We start from the raw sequence: 18381 nt of genomic DNA on the forward strand, positions 1-18381 counted from the left end.
CGCGTTCTCAACCCGCTGCCTGGCTCTTCGCCTGTGCGTCGAGCCGGCGTTGCAGTCGCCAACCCCGGAAGCTCCAGGCGCGCCAGGACGCCATGTCCTGACGCTGCAGTTCTACAAGCCGATCACGGCGTGACACAACCCAAGCCTCGTTCGGCGTGTTCCGGAGCGCAATCGCCTTGTCAATGGCAGGCAGCGCCTGCGGTCCGAGCGTCAGCAGGTAGTTGGTATCGATCTGCACGCCCTTGCCTGACATCTCGTGGCTGTGGCTCAGATTATAGTCGGCGATGATCGCATCGAAGTTCACGAGCGCACAGATATACAGCACGATCGTTAACGCGATCAGATTGGCGCCGATCAGCCACCGGTTGGGACGATCGAGCACGATGCGGGCGAGGATCAGGACGAGGCCGAGTGCCACCAGTCCCATCCAGATGAAGGCCGCGATGCGCCAATAGGTCAGGAGATAGATGTCGACATAGAGGTCGAGCCGGAGAATGGAGGAAAGAACCAGAAGCACGTTCTGTCCGACCCAGAGATAGACCAGCGACCGGATCACCGTCGATCTCTCGGCCGGCCCTCCCGGCCGCATCGCGGCGAGCACGAAGCCGGCTGCGAGCAGCGCTGTGACGATCAGCGGATAGGCGCCGCGGTGGGCGTAGGCGGCGTAGGTGACGCTGGCCGGCAGCGCCGCATGGCCCCAGAGATAGATCGCATCGAGGATCGATTGCGCCGCAAACAGCAGATTGAACAGGATCAGCGCGCGCAGGATCGTGGGTGCGCCGAGCAGCTCGGCACGGCCGCGGGGAGCCGCCGGCTCCCGTTCGGCCGGTTCGGCGGCCGCCATCGCAGCGTGGCTCCTGCGCCGCCACTGCACATGGATGAATGGCCAGACCAGCGCGACGATCAGCGCCCAGAACAGGATCCGCTGGACGCTGAGATGGTCGAGGATGAGCTCTGGATTGAGCAGGTCGACCCATTGCTCGATCAGCGGATTGGCCGCGGCGAACAGTGCGATGAAGACGATGCCGAGAACGGCGGGGACGAACCAGACCCCGATGCCGCGTGTAAATCCCGTGAGATCGAAAATCTGGAGCACGTCGCGAAAAATTCTGAACGGGCCGAACAGAAACAGATTGCGCAACGCGCGGGCGCGGTCGGCGAATGCGGTGGTATCCGGATTGGTCGCAAGCAGAAGGCCGATCGCAAATGCCGCGATGAGGAGCAGGACCGAAAGCGGCGAGACCTCCTCGATGACGGGCACGAGGCCGACGATCACGATGATGCCGCCGAGCGTCGCGCGCCGCAGGTCCAGCGCCGCATGGTTGGCAAGCCAGGATCCGCAGGCGATGGCGATTGCAAAGATGGCGAGCGAGATCCCGATCCGCTCGTCGTAGAACAGCCAGTCGGCGAGGGCGACGAGCGCCAGCGCCATTGCAAGCCTGGCCGGAACGGCTGATCGCTGGATCGGGAGGATGTGGGCGGCGGCTGATGCCGGGCTTGTCATGTCGAAGACCTTCTCATGGATGGTGACGGCACGAGCTTGAATGGGCGATGTGCAGATGTCGGGAATTCGCTCTGCACGTCTTCAGGAGTTTCGTGCAGTTTTCGTGCAGGTGCGGTTTCACCACTCGCGCGGCGCAAGACGCTTTGATAGGTGCGAAGCATCCTTTGCTTCGCAGATGTCGTCTCACATGCAATTCACGCGTCGTATCGGCCTCATCCTGCTCTGGCTGGCCCCGCTCGCGCTGGCTTTCTCTGCCGCAAACAAGAACGATCCCTATCTGACCCTGTTGCGTGGCGCGGGAAACATCGCGCTCGTCGTTCTGAGCATCGCGATCGCGATCGTCATCTTTCGCCGCGGGCATTGGCGGCGGGCCACGGGCAGGCTGCTCACCGCGCTTTGGTGTCTGCCGCCGCTGTTGATGTCAGCCGCGCATCTCAGGTTCGAGCTGTGCAAGCATGATGTCCTGCACGCAAGCCGCGCGGAGGCGCGCCAGCTCGGGCCGCATTTCATCGTCGGCTATTCGTCGTTTCCCGAGGTTGCCCGCCTCGCCGAACAGGGCCTGATCGGCGGCATTTACATCACCCGGCACAACATCAGGCAGAGGACGATCGACGAGCTCCGCGCCGAGATTGCAGCTCTCCAGGACAAGCGGCGCGCGGCGGGCCTGCCGCCGCTGGTTGTGACCGCCGACCAGGAAGGTGGCATCGTCGGCCATCTCTCTCCGCCGCTGACGAAGGTGCCGGCGCTGGCAACGCTGGCCGAGCTTCCGCCGGAGGTGCGCAAGGAAAAGGCGGAGGAGTTCGGCCGCACGCATGGGCGCGAGCTGGCGGCGCTCGGTGTCAGTCTCAACCTCGCCCCAGTGCTCGACCTGAAACCTGCGGCTAAGCGCAACCGGCTCGATTTCCATACCCTGATCGGGCAGCGCGCCATCGCCAGCGATCCGGCCGTGGTCGGCGAGATCGCCAGCGCCTATGTGCGAGGGCTGGAGGAGTCAGGCGTCGGCGCGACGCTCAAGCATTTCCCTGGGATCGGCCGCGTGCGCACTGACACTCATCATTTCGCCGCCAATCTCGACACGCCGGTGGAGGAGCTCGAAGCGTCCGACTGGCGTCCCTTCAAGGAGGTGCTAGCGCATACGAACGCGGCGCTCATGATCGGTCATGTCACGCTGACGGCAGTCGATCCCGATCGCGCCGCCTCGCATTCAAGGCGCGTCGTCCAGGGCGTCCTCCGCGACAAATGGAATTATCAGGGCGTCGCGATGACCGACGACCTCGTGATGGGCGCGATCTACCAGCACGACGTCTGCAAGGCCGTGGTCGAGGCGATGAACGCCGGCGTCGATCTGCTGCTCGTCGCCTATGACGGCGCGCAGTTTTACCGGATTTTCGATTGCGCGCTGGAAGCGTCCCGGCAAGGCCGTCTGGATGTTGCCGCGCTGGGGGCCAGTGAGGGGCGGCTGGGGCGTGCTCTCCTGGCGACAGAACCATAGGTGAGGGCTAAGGCGTCACCGCGCCGCGCTCCACGCCGCGCGGCGCGGTGAGCTCCTTCCAGGTCGAATTGGCGACATGCACCGGCGAGAACGCGGGACGCTCGACGTAGTGGCCGTCGCCGGCCTCGGCGCGCAAGTTTCCATCTTTCCAGACGATCCGGCCGCGTGAGAGCGTCACCGCCGGTCCGCCCGTGCATTCGAATCCCTCGAACACGTTGTAGTCGATCCGGCTCATCTGTCGCTTCGCGCTGATCGTCTTGGTCGCCTTGGGGTCCCACACGACGAGGTCGGCATCCGAGCCGACAGCGGCCGCGCCCTTGCGCGGGTAGATGTTGAGGATGCGGGCGATGTTGGCCGAGGTCACCGCAACGAATTCTTCCTTCGTCAACCGTCCCGTGGTGACGCCTGCCGTCCACAACAGGCCCAAGCGGTCTTCGAGCCCGCCAGTGCCGTTGGGGATCTTGCGGAAGTCGTCGCGGCCGAACCGTTTCTGCTCGGTCGTGAAGGCGCAGTGGTCGGTCGCCACCACCTGGAGCGAGCCGGATTGCAGGCCGGCCCACAGGCTGTCCTGGTGCGACTTGTCGCGGAACGGCGGCGACATCACGCGCTGCGCGGAATGGTCCCAGTCCTTGCTGGCATATTCGCCGGCGTCCAGCAGCAGATGCTGGATCAGCGGCTCGCCATAGACGCGCTTCCCCGCCGCGCGTGCCCGCGCGATCGCCTCGTGCGCCTCACGACAGCTCGTGTGCACGATATAGACCGGCGTCCCCGTCATGTCGGCGATCATGATGGCGCGGTTGGTGGCCTCGCCCTCGACCTCCGGCGGCCGCGAATAGGCGTGGCCTTCCGGCCCAGTGATGCCGCGCGCGATCAACGCCTCCTGCATCAGCGCGACGACGTCGCCATTCTCGGCATGCACCACCGGCATGGCGCCGAGATGGGCGCAGCGCGCGAACGAGTTGTAGAGCTCGTCATCGTTCACCATCAGCGCGCCCTTGTAGGCCATGAAATGCTTGAAGGTGTTGATGCCGTAGGTTTTGACCACGGTCTCCATTTCGTCGAAGATCTGCTTCGACCATGACGTCACCGCCATATGGAAGCCGTAGTCGGAGGCCGCCTTCTCGGATTTGTGCCGCCACTCCTGATAGGCCGCGAGCATCGACTGGCCGGGATCTGGCAGGCAGAAATCCACCACCATGGTGGTGCCGCCGGTCAACGCCGCCTTGGTGCCGGATTCGAAATCATCGGCCGTGACCGTGCCCATGAACGGCATTTCGAGATGGGTATGCGGATCGATGCCGCCCGGCATCACGAAGCAGCCGCCGGCGTCGATCAATTCAGTGCCCGCCGGTGCATCGATCGACGCGCCAACCGCGACGATGGTGTCTCCGTCGATCAGCACGTCCGCACGGCGCGAATGATCATGATTGACGACAGTGCCGCCGCGAATGAGGAGGGGCATGTGGGACTCCGGCAGAGGGGAGAGGACTGCATCTGCGAAGGCTAAGCTCGCCGGTCGTGATGCGACAGACGAAATTTTAGTCAGCCGCTGCCGACGGCTTCTCTCCCCGGTGACCGAATCTTAGTCCGCGCGTGCCACGAGCCCGTCGAGCGTCGCGTGCACCAGTGCAGCGATCTCTCTCCGCAACGCCGGCAGCGGAACTGCGACCAGCTTCTGCTCCAGGCCCAGCGCCACCATGCCATGCACGGCGGAGAACAGGCTGCGCGCAGTGACACCCAGCTCCTCCGGCGCGCGCTTCGGAAACAACGCCGCAAGCGGCCGGTAGATGTGGCTGAACAGCGCCATCTGGTCGCTGATCGCCCAGTCCGGGACCTCCTTGCCGCGCTCCATGCGATGCTCGAACAGCGCGCGCCAGAGCTCGAGATTTTCCGCCGCGAAATCGCAATAGGCGATGGCGATGCGGACCAGCGTTTCCTTGGGCGCGGGCGCGCCCGCGCTCTCGGCGGCCGTCAGCGCCTCGTCGAGTCGCGCCAGCGTGCGCGAGCCGACGCGCAGGATCAGCTCGTCGACGTCGGCCACGAGATTGTAGACCGCGCCATTGGCGCAGCCGATCTCGCGGGCGAGATCGCGCGTCTTCAGGCCGGCCAGTCCCTTGGCGGCGATCGCCCGCTCCGCCGCCTGGATCAGCTCGGCTCGTTGTTTCTCTCGTCGTTCCAGAGCTTTAGACATTTGTTAACCATACCTATGAGCGTCGCTCAAATATTTCTTGAGCAATGCTCAAGATGTGCTACAAAGAACCTGTGAGCAATGCTCATAACAGGGAGTTACCAATGTTCAAGACCGTAGTGACGCTTTTCCGCGGCAGCGTGGCAGCGGCCGGAGAGGAGCTCGAAGACCGCACGGCGCTTCTCATCCTTGATCAGCAGATGCGCGACGCGGCCGCCGCCGTCGAGCGCAGCAAGCGGACGCTGGCAGTGGCGATTGCGCAAGACCAGCAGGAGGGCCGGCGGCTCGAAGCCACCTGCGCCCGCATCGCCGATCTCGAAACGCGTGCCACGGCGGCACTCGATGGCGGCCGCGAGGACCTCGCGAAGGAGGCCGCCGAAGCCATCGCCGGCCTCGAAGCCGATCGTGATGCGGCGATGACCGCGCGTGCGCTGTTCGCAAGCGAGATCGCGCGGCTGAAGCGGCAGGTCGCAAGCGCCCAGGCCCGCATCACCGAGCTCGATCGCGGGCGTCGTGTCGCCCGAGCCGCGGAGGCGGTGCGCTCGCTTCGCCGCAGCGGCATCGAGGTGGCGCGGCCGTACGAGTCCACGCTGCCTGAAGCGGAGAACACGCTGAAGCGTCTTCGCGAACGGCAGATCGAGGCCCAGGCCGCAGACGACGCGCTGGTCGAGCTCGATGCGGCCACCGGACCGCTCGCGACCGCTGAGAAACTCGCCGAGCAAGGCTTTGGCCCCCGGCTCAAGACGACCGCAGACGACGTGCTGGCGCGGCTGAAAGCCAAGCGCACGCAATCTCTCTGAACTCAAATCCAAACATCATTCGTATCAACAGGAGACGACCATGAACCAGAACGGCCAGCCCCATAGCAGCGCCTGGGTGACCTTCACTTACGCGTCTTTCGCAGCCTCGGCTTTCCTTGTTGCTGTTGGCATCTTCTTCCTGCCGATCGACCTCTGGATGAAGGGCTATCTCACCATGGGCGTCGTGATGCTGATCCAGACCTGCGTCACTTTGACCAAGACGGTGCGCGACAACCACGAAAGCGGGCGGCTCGTGAACCGCATCGAGGATGCCAAGGCCGAGCGGCTGCTGATGGAGGTCTCCAAGGCGGCTTGAACAAAAAGGCGGCTTGAGCAAAGCCGGCTTCAGCTGCATACGAGGCGACGCGCGACGCGGGGGCGGCGGATAGCATCCGCCGCCTCATGCGCCGCAGGCAGATTGAGGCTGTCCCGGCAAGAGATCCTTTACCGCCTTAACTTTTGCTTGAGGTTGCGCTCATCGCTCCTTAATAGCCTCGCGCCAAATACGATCCCGCAGATGGGCAGGCGCAATGGCGGCTTCTGAGAACGGGCGAAATTGGAGGCAGGTTCGGTCGGCGATCGGACGGCTGCGCAGCTACGCCGCGTTCTGGGTCAAGGCCTTTGCCCAGCCGACCATCGATCTCACTTTGCGCACCCATCCGGGCCAGGTGACCCGGATCGTCGAAAGCCCAGGGCTATCGCTGCCGCAGGACGAGCTCGACCGGCTGGTCGCGCAGCTTCGCATGGTCGCGGCCAAGACCTTGCCGGCTGATGAACTGACCTACGGGATCTTCTCAGGCGCCAGTGAGCGGCTCGCGCATGCCATCGTCACGCTCGTCTCGGAGGAGGGCAGTGGACGTCCGATTGCCTTCAACGCCTTGTCACTGATGCAGGTCGAGCTTGACGGCGCGCCGGCCGATGTCACCCATCTTGGACTCGTCATGGTCGATCCCGATGCGCGCGGGCAGGGCCTGTCCTGGGTGCTCTACGGTTTGACGACGCTGGTGCTGTTTGCACGCGACGGTCTGCGCCCGCGATGGATCTCCAACGTCACGCAGGTGCCGGCAGTGGTCGGCATGGTGAGCGAGACCTTCTCCGACGTCTATCCCTCGCCGCGGCCAGAGGCGCGGCAGAGCTTTGTTCATCTCCAGCTCGCCCGCGATATCATGCGGCGGCATCGCGCCGTGTTCGGTGTCGGGCGCGATGCGGGCTTCGACGAAGCGCGCTTCGTGATCACCGACGCCTATACGGGCGGCTCTGATGCCCTGAAGAAAACGTTCGACGAGGCACCAAAACATCGCGACGCGCAATATGCCGAGTTCTGTGCCCGCGAGCTGAACTACGATCGCGGCGACGACTTCCTGCAGATCGGTCGCATCGATCTTGCAGCTGCGCGCAGCTATTTGTTCGAGCAGGTGCCGCACCGTTCGCTGCCCGGTCTGTTCGTTGCCTCCATGATCCTTGGCCTCCAGCGGCTCGTCCTGCCGGTGCTGCATTGGCTCGACGACAGCCGCGCCTTCGGGACGCTGCGGCCCCGGCAGGGGAACGGCCAATGACGTCGACCGTCATCGCCAATGCGATCGTCAATCTCTGCGGCGCGATCGGGCTTTTTGTCGCAGTGCTCGCGCTCCATCGCCGCGATGCGCGCAGTCCGCTGACCCGGCGCCTGGTGATCGCGCTCGGCATCGTCGCGCTGCTGTTCCTGGTGCGCAGCACGGCTTGGCTCACCGGCAGTACGCTGCTCGATGATCTCTCGGTGATCCCCGCCGCCCTGATCCCCTTCGGAGCCCTGATCGTGACCGAGGGTATGCTGCGGCGGCACGCGCCGCGTGCCATCAAGCTTGCCGTGATCGTCATCGCGGTCGTGCTCGGGCTCGGCGGTGCGCTGGGGCTCGGGCATTTCGACCGCGCCTATGCCGTTGCGCTGGCGCTGTTTCAACTGGGTGGCTTTGCGGCCTGCGCCTATCTACTCGCGAATCGCGATCGTCATTCGCTTTTAGCCTCCGAGAACCGCAGCATCGATCGCATGACGGTCGGCGCGGTGATCGTGCTGCCCTTCATCGTCACCGATTTCAGAGCCCTGATGCCGGACATGCCTGTCAAGCTCGGCGCGCTCGGCGCCTTGCTCGTGGTTACGGCGGTCCTGATTGCCGGCAGCAGCGGCGAAGCCCGCTGGCATGGCGTCCTCTTGACGATGCTGCGGCTCGTGACTTCCGCTTTGCTTGGGCTCGCCGCAGCCTTCGTCGCCCCTGATGTGGATGCCGCACAGCTCGCGCGCTTCTGCGCTATCGCCGTATCGGGCGTGCTGACTATCGGCCTGATGACCGACACGCTGCGGGCCTACCTCGAGTCCCGCGCGCCGGGCGTGCTGAGCTCGGTCGCGATCTCACCGGCGACCACGCGCGGTCAGCTGATTGCGGAGCTGCTGCGCCATCCCCTGTTCGAGAGCGCACGGCGCTATCGCGAAGAGGATCTTGCAGCCTACGATCCGCTCTTGCTGCGCAACCGCCTCGCGACACATCGCGTGCTGCGGCGGTCGGATGCGCCCTGGGGACATCCGCCGATCGATCCGGCCGTGGAGCGTCTGGTGTCGCTGATGGCCGCAGGCAGCGCGACGCACCTCGTCGTGCTCTCGTCCGATCCGGTCGATATCCTCGTACTGGCAGTTCCCGTGATCTCGGACGATCCCGCCACCGAGACCGCGATCGCGCTTGTGCAGCGGATCCTGATCATGACGGACGATGTCCCGCGCGGCTCGATGATCGCCTAGCTCATATCGCGCCTGCGAAATGCAACCGAGCCATGACGGAACGCGCGGGCGTGCACCCTTGTGCCCCGGCGTCGACCGGAGCACTCTGCACCGGACGGCGCAAAGAACGCCGCTGACGACAACGACCCGAGGAAGCTTCCATGGCGGCGACGCGGATCGATTGCGATGTCCACCCGGCGGTCGGGGGCACCCGCACCACGCTGTTGCCCTATCTCAGCGATCACTGGAAAGAGCAGGTGGTGAGCCGCGCGATCGACGGGCTCGATCTCACCAGCTATCCGCCGAGCATGCCGCTCTCCGGCCGCGCCGACTGGCGCCCCGCGAGCGGCGCAAAGCCGGGCTCTGACCTTGCGATGGTGCAGAAGGGCGCGTTCGATCAGCTTGGCGCCAGCCACGCGATCCTCAACGTGCTCTATGGCGCGCAGGCCGTCTACGATCCCTACATGGCTGCGGACTTCTGCAAGGCGATCAACGACTGGATCGCCGTCGAGTGGCTGTCGCGCGATCCGCGCCTGCGGGCATCCATCGTGGTGCCGATGCAGGCCCCGGATCTGGCGGTCGAGGAGATCGAGCGCCGCGCTGGCGACAACCGCTTTGTGTCGATCCTTGTGCTGGCGCAGGGCGAGACGCTGCTCGGTCGCCGCCACTACTGGCCAGTCTACCGGCTTGCTGAGAAGTACCGCCTGCCGCTCGCGATCCACGCCGGCACCCAATATCGCTACGCGCCGAGCTCGGCCGGCTGGCCGTCGCATCGCTACGAATATTACTTCGTCGAGGCGCAGGCCTTTCAGGCCCAGGTCCTCAGCCTGATCTATGAAGGCGTATTCGGCAAATTCCCTGATTTCAAGGTTGTGCTGATGGAATCAGGGGTGAGCTGGCTGCCCGCCTTCATGTGGCGTGCGAACAAGACCTGGCGCGGCGTGCGGGTCGAGGTGCCCTGGGTCGAGCGCGAGCCGGCCGCGATCATCCGCGACAATGTCCGCGTCACCATGCAGCCGTTTGATGCGCCCGCGGATGCCAGAAGCGTCCAGGAGATCATTGACCAGATCGGCTGCGACAAGATGTTCCTGTTCGCGTCCGATTATCCGCATTGGCAATTCGACGGCGACGATCCGATCCCGCCGAACCTGCCAAAGAGCATCATCTCGAAAATGTGCGCCGACAATCCGCTGGAGACGTTTCCGCGATTGTCGCTCAATTAGTTGCTGGAGGATCGCATGAGTGACGTCATCGACCGCCCATTGCTCGAGGAAGAAAAGTCCGCCGCCGCGCGGCTGAAGATCGTCGATTGCGACGTTCATCCCAGCCTTCGCTCGACGGATGATCTCAACGAGTTCCTGCCGAAACGCTGGCAGCAGCACCTCAAGGAATATGGCAGCCATCTGCGCACGCCCTATCTCTTCACGACGCCCTATCCACGGTCCTCCCCTCTGATCGCGCGACGCGACGCCTGGCCGCCGACTGGCGGGCCGCCGGGCTCCGATCTCGCCTTCATGCGAAAGCAGCATCTCGACCCGCTCGACGTCGAGTTCGGAATCCTGCAGGTGCTCGATCTTTTCATCTTCTCGCAGCAAAACCTCGAATTCGGCGCAGCAATCCAGCGCGCCATCAACGACTGGCAGCTTGCCTTCTGGTCGCATCGCGATCCCCGATTGAAGGCATCGATCCTGGTCGGGCAGGACAGCACCGACCTTGCCATCGCCGAAATCGATCGCTGCGCGAAGATCGGAGAGTATATCCAGATCAACGTCTCTCCGCGCGCCAACGAACCGCTTGGCCGCCGTCGCTATTGGCCGATCTACGAACGTGCACAAGAACTCGATTTGCCGCTCGGCATCCATGTCGGAGGTTATGGCGGGCACGCGCCGACCGGCGGCGGCTGGCCGTCTTATTACGTCGAAGAGCATCAGTCGAACGCGCACACCATCGCGGCGCAGCTTGCAAGCCTGGTCATCGAAGGCGTGCCGGAACGGTTTCCCAAGCTGAAGATCGTCTTCATCGAAGGCGGCTTTGGCTGGATCCCGTCGGCGGTGTGGCGCATGGACCAGCACTTTGAACGCTTCCGCAGCGAGGTGCCGCATCTCAAGCGCAGGCCGTCGGAATATGTGCGCGAGTACTTCTGGTTCACGACGCAGCCGATCGACGAGCCGGACGAGGCGCGGCATCTGCGCTCGCTGATCGAATGGGTCGGCATCGATCGCCTGCTGTTCTCGTCGGACTACCCGCACTGGGATTTTGACGATCCGCGCTTTGCCTTCAAGACGCCGCTGACGGAGGTCGAGCGGAAGAAGATCTTCAACGCGAACGCCCGCGCGGTCTACAAATTCTGAGACCGGTATGGCCCGTCACATCGTCGCCCGCACCTCGGATATCCCGCCCGGCGGCAACAAGGTCGTCGATATCGCGGGCCGCGACATCGTCGTGTTCCACGTCAATGGCGAGTTCTTCGCGCTGTTGAACCGGTGTCCCCACGAAGGCGCCCCGCTCGACAAGGCGGCTTGCGTCGCGCGTCTCACTTCACCAGAGCCCGGCGTCTACCGGCGCTCGCGCATCGGCGAGCTCCTGCGCTGCCCATGGCACGGCTGGGAATTCGACATGCGCAACGGCCAGTCCTGGTTCGATCCGACGCGGGTGAAGGTGCGGTCCTATCCGGTCGCGGTGGAACGCGGTGAGGAGTTGCAGAAGGGGCCGTATGTCGCGGAGACCTTTCCGGTGCATGTCGAGGACAGTTACGTGATTGTTGAGGTTTGAGCCGGCTTTGCGGATTGTGGTTTCGACCCAGGTGCGATAAGGCTCGCCCGCATTCATGGCGGAGATGAGCATTGTCGAAACAATCCTTGCGCGAGGAGGCCGAGCGCCTGATCCGCGAGACGATGGAAAAGAAGAACATCGTCGTCAAGCAGGGCACGACCCGCATCGAGGCGGTCTGCGGCAAGTGCGGCGCGCCGAACCGGGTGCAGGCCGCCAAGGGCCAGACCCGCGTCAAGTTTGCCTGCAAGCAATGCGGGCAGCAGCAAGAGACGCTGTAGGCGTTCGCGACTGCACCCTCTCCCTTTGCGGGAGATGGTGGCTATGCGGAGCGAAGCCGGGTGAGGGGTCTCTCTCCGCTGCGCTCGTCTCTCAATTGAGTTCGCGGAACCAACCCCTTATCCGGCGCTTCGCGCCACCTTCTCCCACATGGGGAGAAGGGAAGACGACTATCTGCCCTCAACAAATCTCTTGAACGCATCCGCATAGTCCGGATGCCAGCGCGACAGCGGCGGCCGGTTCTCGACGACGTCGCCGGCGGCCCACAGCATGCGCTTTTCGTCGAGCTCGCGTGGCACGTCGTTGTCCGGGCAGAGGATGTAGAAGTCGCCAGCCTCGAGCCGCGTCATCATGAAACCGACCGTCTGTTCCGGCGTCCATGCGCCGGCGGGTTTCTCGGTGCGGCCACGCGCGGTGAGCCCGGTGAAGACGAACCCGGGGATCAAGAGATGCGCCGTGATGCGGCAATCCCTGGTGTTTCGCAACTCGTGCTGGAGTGCTTCGGTGAACGCCTTCACGCCGGCCTTCGAGACGTTGTAGGCGGGATCGCCCGGCGGCGTGGTGATGCCCTGCTTCGAGCCGGTATTGATGATGAGGCCGGCCTTGCCGCGCGCGATCATGTTGGGCGCAAAGAGGCGCGCGCCGTTGATGATGCCCCACATGTTGACGTCGATGATACGCTGCCAGGTGTCGGGCTCGCCGAACATCGTGCTGCCCGGCTGGATGCCGGCATTGTTCATCAGCACGTCCGTTCCGCCGAAACGCTTCTGCACGGCGGCTTCCAGTTCCCTCAGGCTGTCCGGCCGACTGACATCCACAACGGTCGCCATCACGTGATCGGCGCCGCCGGGTGCGATCGATGACAGTTTTGTTTCGGCCTGGGTCAACTGTACCGAGTCGACGTCGGCGATGCAGACCTTCATGCCGAGCCTTGCTAACTGTTCCGCGGCGGCGAGACCGATGCCGGAGGCGCCACCCGTTATCACGGCAACGTTATTGGCTGACAGGGCAGGGTGCGGCATGAGGATACTCCGGATCGCAGCGCGCGGGGTGAGAGCGGGTTCGACCTATAGCACGACAATCTTGCGACCATGCACAAGTCGGCATGGGAGGTCTTCGTTCCGCGCCGGCTTTACGCCGATTCGGCACCGCTGTATTTTATGCGACCTAACGATCCCGCCCAGATCGAACCCAATCAAGTCAGTCAGAGGGAGTGCAGCCATGGCTGTGTCGCAGGCTATTCCGATCACGCGCCATCCGTTCGCCAACGGGTCCTACAAGCAGATGCTGATCGACGGCAAATGGGTCGATGCGGCTTCGGGCAAGCGCTTCGAGACCCGCAACCCCGCGACCGGCGAACTGCTCGCGACCGTCGCCGAGGGCGACAAGGAGGACATCGATCGTGCGGTTGCGGCCGCGCGCCGCGCTTTCGAGGGGCCGTGGAGCAAGGTCAAGCCGTTCGAGCGACAGAACCTGCTGCTCAAGCTCGCCGATCTCATCGAGAAGAATTTCGACGAATTGGCGCAGCTCGATACGCTCGACATGGGCGCGCCCGTCAGCCGCACCCGCTCTTACAAGCTGCGCGTGCTCGGCATGCTCCGCTACTATGCGGGGCAGACGACCGCGATCCATGGCGAGACCATCGAGAACTCGCTGCCGGGTGAGATTTTCTCCTACACGCTGAAGGAGCCGGTCGGCGTCGTCGGCGCCATCATTCCCTGGAACGGCCCGTTTACCGCGACGATCTGGAAGATCGGGCCGGCGATTGCGACCGGCTGCACCGTGGTGCTGAAGCCCGCGGAAGAGGCGCCGCTGACCTCGCTGCGCATCGCCGAACTCGCGCTGGAAGCGGGCGTGCCGCCCGGCGTCATCAACGTCGTGCCGGGCTATGGCGAGACCGCGGGTGCTGCGCTCGCCTCCCACCACGATGTCGACAAGGTCGCCTTCACCGGCTCGCACGTCACGGGCCAGTCGATCATCCGCGCCTCGGCCGGCAACCTGAAGCGCGTCTCGCTCGAGCTTGGTGGCAAGTCGCCGGATATCGTGTTTGCGGATGCCGATCTCGATGCCGCCGTGCCTGGCGCGGCAATGGCGGTGTTCGCCAACTCGGGGCAGATCTGCAGCGCCGGCACGCGGCTGTTCGTCGAGCAGGCGATCTACGACGAGTTCGTCGGCCGCGTCGCCGAGTTCGGCAAGAAGCTGCAGGTCGGCAACGGTCTTGATCCCAACACCCAGATCGGCCCGCTGGTCTCCGAACAGCAGCTCGAGCGCGTCACCGGCTATCTCGATGTCGGCCAGAAGGAAGGCGCCAAGGCGCTCGCCGGCGGTGGCCGCGTGACTGAGGGCGCGCTTGCCAAGGGCTACTTCGTTTCGCCGACCGTGTTCGCAGGCGTCCAGGATAACATGCGCATCGCGCAGGAGGAGATCTTTGGCCCCGTGATCTCTGCGATCGCCTTCAAGGACATGGACGAGCTCGTCAAGCGCGCGAATGCGACGATGTTCGGTCTCGGCTCGGGCCTGTGGACCCGCGACGTCAGCAAGGCGCATCACGTTGCAAAGTCACTGCGCGCCGGTTCTGTGTGGGTCAACTGCTACCAGGCCATGGACCCGGCCGTGCCCTTCGGCGGCTACAAGATGAGCGGCTATGGCCGCGAATCCGGCAAGCAGCACGTCGAGGAATATCTCAACGTGAAGGCCGTCTGGATCAAGACAGCGTAGCGCTCATTTACCTCTTGCATCTCGCGGGACGGAAAATTCTCTTTATCGGGGCGGCACCTTTTCCGGTAGCCGCCCCTCGCTATATGATCCGTATCCTTCCATAGCCATTTGGGGCAGACATGAAGTTTCCGGCGTTGTTTCAACCGTTGCAGGTCGGTCCTTACAAGCTTGCGCATCGTGTCGCGATGGCGCCGTTGACGCGCATGCGGGCCGAGCGCGAGAGCTTTGCGCCGCGCACCCTCAACGCCGAATATTACGGCCAGCGTGCGACGCAAGGCGGCCTCATCGTCGCCGAAGCCTCGCCCGTGCTCTCGCATGGGCGCGGCAATCCGGCCACGCCCGGCATCTATTCGGACACGCAGGTGGCCGGCTGGCGCAAGGTCGTCGATGCCGTGCATGCCAAGGGCGGCATCATCTTCCTCCAGCTCTGGCATGTCGGTCGCGTCTCGCATTCCTCGTTCCATGGCGGCGAGCTGCCGGTTGCGCCTTCCGCTATCCCGATCAAGGCCGAGGGCATGAAAGCGATGACCGCTGACGGCAAGATCGCCGACTATGAGACGCCGCGCGTACTCGAAACCGGAGAGGTCAAGGGCATCGTCGAGGCATTCCGGCAAGCCGCGAAGAACGCGCTTACCGCGGGCTTCGACGGCGTCGAGATCCACGGCGCCAACGGCTATCTGCTCGAGCAGTTTTTGCAGTCACGCAGCAATCAGCGGACCGACCAGTATGGCGGGTCGATCGAGAACCGCGCGCGCCTGCTGCTCGAGGTTACGCAGGCCGCGATCGACGTCTGGGGCGCGAACCGCGTCGGCGTGCGGCTGTCGCCCTATGGCATCGCCAATGATTCCGGCGAACCGGATCCAATGCCGCTCTATACGCATGTCGTGAAGGCGCTCGACAAGCTCGGCCTTGCCTATCTGCACTTCATCGAGCCGCGTTCGAGCGGCTCGGGCCGTGCCGAGGTCAACTGGCAGAACGTGCCGTCGGCGATGGTGCTGTTCCGTCCGCTCTATAGCGGCGTCCTCATGACCGCAGGCGGATTCAGCGGCGAGACGGCGAATGCCGCGATCGCCGACGGCCATGCCGACCTCATCGCCTTCGGTCGTATCTTCATCTCCAACCCCGATCTGCCGCGCCGCCTTCAGCACGACTATCCGATCACACCCTACAACCGCGCGACGTTCTACGGCGGCGAGGAGAGGGGGTATACGGATTATCCGGCTTATGACGAGCTGACGCCGGCGTAATCCTCTTTCGTCATTCCGGGGCGACGCGGAGCGTCGATCCCGGAATCCATTTTTCCGCTTGAACATGCCGTTCGATGGATTCCGGGCTCGCGACTTCGTCGCGCCCCGGAGTGACAGGAGCAAGCATCCATGGCGAAAGCCGCAGTCGCCGCAGGAACCGCCAGCGGGCAATGCCTCTGCGGCAAGGTCACCTTCGAGATCGACGTTCCCGCGCGCTGGGCCTGGCACGATCACTCCGCAGCCAGCCGCCGCGCCCATGGCGCGGCCTATGCAACGTACGTCGGAAGCTGGAAAAAGCGTTTCCGCATCATGTCGGGAAAGACCGCGATCACACGCTATGAGGACAAGGCGACCAAGACCGCGCGCAGCTTCTGCTCCCATTGCGGCACGCCGATTGCCTATGAGCGCCCGCGCGGCCCGCACATGGTCAACATCCCCCGCGCGCTCTTCAACGAGCGTACCGGCCGCCAGCCGCTCTATCACCTCGCGATCGAGGAACTCCAGGAATGGGCCTATACCGGCGAGCCGCTGGTGCCGCTAAAGGGTTTCCCCGGCGTTGTCTGGCAGCGCTCGAAAAAGAAGAAGCGCGCTAGCGGCGAGGACCCGTTCGAGCTTGGCCGCGAGGAGATGTAGCTCACTTCAATCTCTTGCCCCGGACGCAGTGGGGCGCGAAGTGCCGCACTGCTGAGCCGGGGTCCATGCAACAGCGGCGTCGGTGCGCGATGGGTCCCGGCTCTGCGTCGCAACGCTTCGCGCTGCGCCGCGTCCGGGACACGAGAGCAAATTCCCCCACGCAACGCAGCCATGACTGCGCTTCCTTGCGCGCGTGCTTCGACTTCGGCCATCATGCCCCCGTCCTCCGGCAACGTCCGAGAGGCCCGGAGGAAACATGAAGAACCGCGTCACCGGCCGCTCCGCCTTTCTTGCGCTGCTCAGGGATGAAGGCATCACGCATCTGTTCGGCAATCCCGGCACCACCGAATTGCCGATCATGCATGCGCTGAAGGACCATCCCGATCTCACCTATGTGATGGCGATGCAGGAAAGCCTGGTGGTCGCGATCGCCGACGGCTTCAGCCGCGCCTCCGGACAACTCGTCGCCTGCAACGTCCATGTCGCGCCCGGGCTCGGCAACGCGATGGGCTCGCTCTACAACGCGCAGTTCACGGGCACGCCGATGATCCTGACCGCGGGCCAGCAGGAGCAGGGCCACGGCCTGATGGAGCCGGTGCTCTATGGTCCGCTGGTGCGCATGGCCGAGCCGCTGGTGAAATGGGCGGTCGAGGTGACGCGGCTGGAAGACCTGCCGCGCATCGTGCGCCGCGCCGCGAAGGTCGCGATGACCCCGCCGACCGGGCCGGTGTTCATCTCGCTGCCGAGTGATATCCTCAATAGCGAAGCAGGCATTGATCTTGGCCATTCCACCCGCATCGATGCGCGCGCAAGGCCGTCTGACGAGGCGTTGAGGGCATTCGCAGCACGGCTGCTCGAAGCCGAACGTCCCGTCATCGTCACGATGGACGAGGTGGTCAAGAGCGATGCGCTGAAGGAAGCGGCCGAGCTGGCGGAACTCTTGGGCGCGGCCGCCTATCAATCGTCCACGGCCTATGGCGCGCATTTCCTCTCGGAAAGCCCGAGCTTCATGGGCACGCTGGCGCGCGTACAGAAGGCCGCGCGCGATACGCTTGCGCCTTACGACCTGCTCATCGCGCTGGGCGGCGATCCGTTGCGGATGTCGGTCCATAGCGAGATCGATCCGCTGCCGGATGGACTCCCGATCGTGCAGGTCGGCCTCGTCGATTGGGAGATCGCCAAGAATTTTGGCGCGGACATCGCGCTCAAGGCTGACGTGAAGGAAACGCTGCGCGCGCTGATCCCGGTGCTCAAGGAAATGGGCGGCGCCGTGCTGGAGCGGCGCGCGAGGGAACGTCTCGCCGAACTTGCGCCGAAGAACTGGACAGCGCGCCGCGCCATGCTGGTCGAGCAGATCACGAAGGCGAGGGACCGCACGCCCATCGACCCTGACTGGCTAACGCTGCAAATGGTCGAGGCGATGCCCGACAATGCGATCCTCGTCGACGAAGGCCTCACCTCCGGCCGCCAGATCGCAAGCCTGCGTCCGCATCGCGATCGCTACGGCTATCACGGCCTTGCCTCCGGTGGCATCGGCTGGGGCCTGCCGGCCTCCGTCGGCGTGAGCCTCGCAAACCCAACGCGGCCGGTGGTCTGCTTCTCCGGCGATGGCAGCGCGATGTACTCGATCCAGTCGCTCTGGACCGCTGCCCACCACAAGCTGCCGCTGACGATCGTGATCGCCAACAATGGCGGCTACCGCATCATCAAGCAGCGCCTGCTCGCCTTCCACGGCGATGACAATTATGTCGGCATGGATTTCGTCGACCCGCCGGTGGATTTTGCCGCGATCGCGAGGGCGCTGGGCTGTGAGGCGATCAAGGTGAGCGATCCCCGGGAGCTGAAGCCAACCTTCGCCTCCGGGTTCAACCGCCCCGGCACCAAGCTGATCGAGGTGATGGTGGACGGGAAGGTCTAAACGCGATCACCGTCATTGCTGTGCATGTTCATTAATTCGGTGATCGAATCCAGCCCGGCAGGGAGGGTTCGATGCGCGACAATA

17 protein-coding genes are annotated in these 18381 nt (G+C 64.5%); 13 read left to right on the forward strand and 4 right to left on the reverse strand.

The window, feature by feature from the left end; translation table 11 throughout:
* Nucleotides 1-7: 7 nt before the first annotated feature.
* The gene (locus tag SO156_RS16030) at nucleotides 8-1504 is read right to left on the reverse strand and encodes a DUF4153 domain-containing protein (RefSeq protein WP_498535461.1); all 1497 of its coding nucleotides are present in this window, start codon (nucleotides 1502-1504) and stop codon (nucleotides 8-10) included.
* A 187-nt stretch (nucleotides 1505-1691) separates the two neighbouring features.
* Here SO156_RS16030 and SO156_RS16035 point away from each other — a divergent pair, with 187 nt between their 5' ends.
* Nucleotides 1692-2996, forward strand: a complete 1305-nt coding sequence (locus tag SO156_RS16035) for a glycoside hydrolase family 3 N-terminal domain-containing protein (RefSeq protein ID WP_498535462.1) — start codon at nucleotides 1692-1694, stop codon at nucleotides 2994-2996.
* Nucleotides 2997-3003: 7 nt separating this feature from the next.
* Here the strand turns inward: SO156_RS16035 and hydA are convergent, their stop codons facing one another.
* Together hydA and SO156_RS16045 are read right to left on the reverse strand one after the other, a co-directional pair.
* A complete protein-coding gene (hydA, locus tag SO156_RS16040; RefSeq protein WP_498535463.1) occupies nucleotides 3004-4458 on the reverse strand; it encodes a dihydropyrimidinase in 1455 nt (484 codons plus the stop codon).
* Between the two features lie 120 nt (nucleotides 4459-4578).
* Entirely contained in the window at nucleotides 4579-5187 is a 609-nt protein-coding gene (locus SO156_RS16045; protein ID WP_498535464.1) for a TetR/AcrR family transcriptional regulator, read from the reverse strand.
* 101 nt (nucleotides 5188-5288) lie between these two features.
* Between SO156_RS16045 and SO156_RS16050 the strand changes: the two genes are divergently transcribed.
* The 8 genes from SO156_RS16050 to SO156_RS16085 all read left to right on the forward strand — a co-directional run bounded on the left by SO156_RS16050 (nucleotide 5289) and on the right by SO156_RS16085 (nucleotide 11783).
* The gene (locus SO156_RS16050; protein ID WP_458150437.1) at nucleotides 5289-5984 is read left to right on the forward strand and encodes a PspA/IM30 family protein; all 696 of its coding nucleotides are present in this window, start codon (nucleotides 5289-5291) and stop codon (nucleotides 5982-5984) included.
* A 40-nt stretch (nucleotides 5985-6024) separates the two neighbouring features.
* Nucleotides 6025-6300: a YiaA/YiaB family inner membrane protein gene (locus SO156_RS16055; protein WP_458150438.1), complete on the forward strand. Its 276-nt coding sequence runs from the start codon at nucleotides 6025-6027 to the stop codon at nucleotides 6298-6300.
* A gap of 214 nt (nucleotides 6301-6514) precedes the next feature.
* On the forward strand, nucleotides 6515-7540 hold the full coding sequence (locus SO156_RS16060) for a hypothetical protein (protein ID WP_458150439.1): 1026 nt from the start codon (nucleotides 6515-6517) through the stop codon (nucleotides 7538-7540).
* The gene (locus SO156_RS16065; RefSeq protein WP_458150440.1) at nucleotides 7537-8754 is read left to right on the forward strand and encodes a hypothetical protein; all 1218 of its coding nucleotides are present in this window, start codon (nucleotides 7537-7539) and stop codon (nucleotides 8752-8754) included. The genes SO156_RS16060 and SO156_RS16065 overlap by 4 nt, the downstream gene beginning before the upstream one ends.
* 140 nt (nucleotides 8755-8894) lie before the next feature.
* Nucleotides 8895-9956, forward strand: a complete 1062-nt coding sequence (locus SO156_RS16070) for an amidohydrolase family protein (RefSeq protein ID WP_498535465.1) — start codon at nucleotides 8895-8897, stop codon at nucleotides 9954-9956.
* A 15-nt stretch (nucleotides 9957-9971) separates the two neighbouring features.
* Entirely contained in the window at nucleotides 9972-11084 is a 1113-nt protein-coding gene (locus SO156_RS16075; RefSeq protein WP_498535466.1) for an amidohydrolase family protein, read from the forward strand.
* 7 nt (nucleotides 11085-11091) lie between these two features.
* Nucleotides 11092-11505 (forward strand): Rieske (2Fe-2S) protein, encoded by a 414-nt coding sequence (locus SO156_RS16080; protein WP_498535467.1) that lies wholly within the window; start codon nucleotides 11092-11094, stop codon nucleotides 11503-11505.
* Between the two features lie 71 nt (nucleotides 11506-11576).
* Nucleotides 11577-11783: a hypothetical protein gene (locus SO156_RS16085; RefSeq protein ID WP_458150444.1), complete on the forward strand. Its 207-nt coding sequence runs from the start codon at nucleotides 11577-11579 to the stop codon at nucleotides 11781-11783.
* Between the two features lie 168 nt (nucleotides 11784-11951).
* Here the strand turns inward: SO156_RS16085 and SO156_RS16090 are convergent, their stop codons facing one another.
* Entirely contained in the window at nucleotides 11952-12803 is an 852-nt protein-coding gene (locus SO156_RS16090; RefSeq protein WP_498535468.1) for an SDR family NAD(P)-dependent oxidoreductase, read from the reverse strand.
* 199 nt (nucleotides 12804-13002) lie between these two features.
* Between SO156_RS16090 and SO156_RS16095 the strand changes: the two genes are divergently transcribed.
* The 4 genes from SO156_RS16095 (at nucleotide 13003) to SO156_RS16110 (ending at nucleotide 18297) form a co-directional block, all read left to right on the forward strand.
* Nucleotides 13003-14499, forward strand: coding sequence for an aldehyde dehydrogenase family protein (locus tag SO156_RS16095; RefSeq protein ID WP_458150446.1), 1497 nt, complete (start codon nucleotides 13003-13005; stop codon nucleotides 14497-14499).
* A 119-nt stretch (nucleotides 14500-14618) separates the two neighbouring features.
* The gene (locus SO156_RS16100) at nucleotides 14619-15746 is read left to right on the forward strand and encodes an alkene reductase (RefSeq protein ID WP_498535469.1); all 1128 of its coding nucleotides are present in this window, start codon (nucleotides 14619-14621) and stop codon (nucleotides 15744-15746) included.
* Between the two features lie 129 nt (nucleotides 15747-15875).
* Nucleotides 15876-16379 (forward strand): GFA family protein, encoded by a 504-nt coding sequence (locus SO156_RS16105; protein ID WP_498535470.1) that lies wholly within the window; start codon nucleotides 15876-15878, stop codon nucleotides 16377-16379.
* 256 nt (nucleotides 16380-16635) lie between these two features.
* A complete protein-coding gene (locus SO156_RS16110; protein ID WP_498535471.1) occupies nucleotides 16636-18297 on the forward strand; it encodes a thiamine pyrophosphate-binding protein in 1662 nt (553 codons plus the stop codon).
* Nucleotides 18298-18381: the final 84 nt, after the last annotated feature.

The sequence above is a fragment of the Bradyrhizobium sp. UFLA05-125 genome, from assembly GCF_059803515.1.

What these genes read in the sequence shown, in the direction of transcription:
- SO156_RS16030 (WP_498535461.1), bottom strand. Translation starts at nt 1,504, where the DNA reads ATGACAAGCCCGGCATCAGCCGCCGCCCACATCCTCCCGATCCAGCGA.
- SO156_RS16035 (WP_498535462.1), top strand. Translation starts at nt 1,692, where the DNA reads ATGCAATTCACGCGTCGTATCGGCCTCATCCTGCTCTGGCTGGCCCCG.
- hydA (WP_498535463.1), bottom strand. Translation starts at nt 4,458, where the DNA reads ATGCCCCTCCTCATTCGCGGCGGCACTGTCGTCAATCATGATCATTCG.
- SO156_RS16045 (WP_498535464.1), bottom strand. Translation starts at nt 5,187, where the DNA reads ATGTCTAAAGCTCTGGAACGACGAGAGAAACAACGAGCCGAGCTGATC.
- SO156_RS16050 (WP_458150437.1), top strand. Translation starts at nt 5,289, where the DNA reads ATGTTCAAGACCGTAGTGACGCTTTTCCGCGGCAGCGTGGCAGCGGCC.
- SO156_RS16055 (WP_458150438.1), top strand. Translation starts at nt 6,025, where the DNA reads ATGAACCAGAACGGCCAGCCCCATAGCAGCGCCTGGGTGACCTTCACT.
- SO156_RS16060 (WP_458150439.1), top strand. Translation starts at nt 6,515, where the DNA reads ATGGCGGCTTCTGAGAACGGGCGAAATTGGAGGCAGGTTCGGTCGGCG.
- SO156_RS16065 (WP_458150440.1), top strand. Translation starts at nt 7,537, where the DNA reads ATGACGTCGACCGTCATCGCCAATGCGATCGTCAATCTCTGCGGCGCG.
- SO156_RS16070 (WP_498535465.1), top strand. Translation starts at nt 8,895, where the DNA reads ATGGCGGCGACGCGGATCGATTGCGATGTCCACCCGGCGGTCGGGGGC.
- SO156_RS16075 (WP_498535466.1), top strand. Translation starts at nt 9,972, where the DNA reads ATGAGTGACGTCATCGACCGCCCATTGCTCGAGGAAGAAAAGTCCGCC.
- SO156_RS16080 (WP_498535467.1), top strand. Translation starts at nt 11,092, where the DNA reads ATGGCCCGTCACATCGTCGCCCGCACCTCGGATATCCCGCCCGGCGGC.
- SO156_RS16090 (WP_498535468.1), bottom strand. Translation starts at nt 12,803, where the DNA reads ATGCCGCACCCTGCCCTGTCAGCCAATAACGTTGCCGTGATAACGGGT.
- SO156_RS16095 (WP_458150446.1), top strand. Translation starts at nt 13,003, where the DNA reads ATGGCTGTGTCGCAGGCTATTCCGATCACGCGCCATCCGTTCGCCAAC.
- SO156_RS16100 (WP_498535469.1), top strand. Translation starts at nt 14,619, where the DNA reads ATGAAGTTTCCGGCGTTGTTTCAACCGTTGCAGGTCGGTCCTTACAAG.
- SO156_RS16105 (WP_498535470.1), top strand. Translation starts at nt 15,876, where the DNA reads ATGGCGAAAGCCGCAGTCGCCGCAGGAACCGCCAGCGGGCAATGCCTC.
- SO156_RS16110 (WP_498535471.1), top strand. Translation starts at nt 16,636, where the DNA reads ATGAAGAACCGCGTCACCGGCCGCTCCGCCTTTCTTGCGCTGCTCAGG.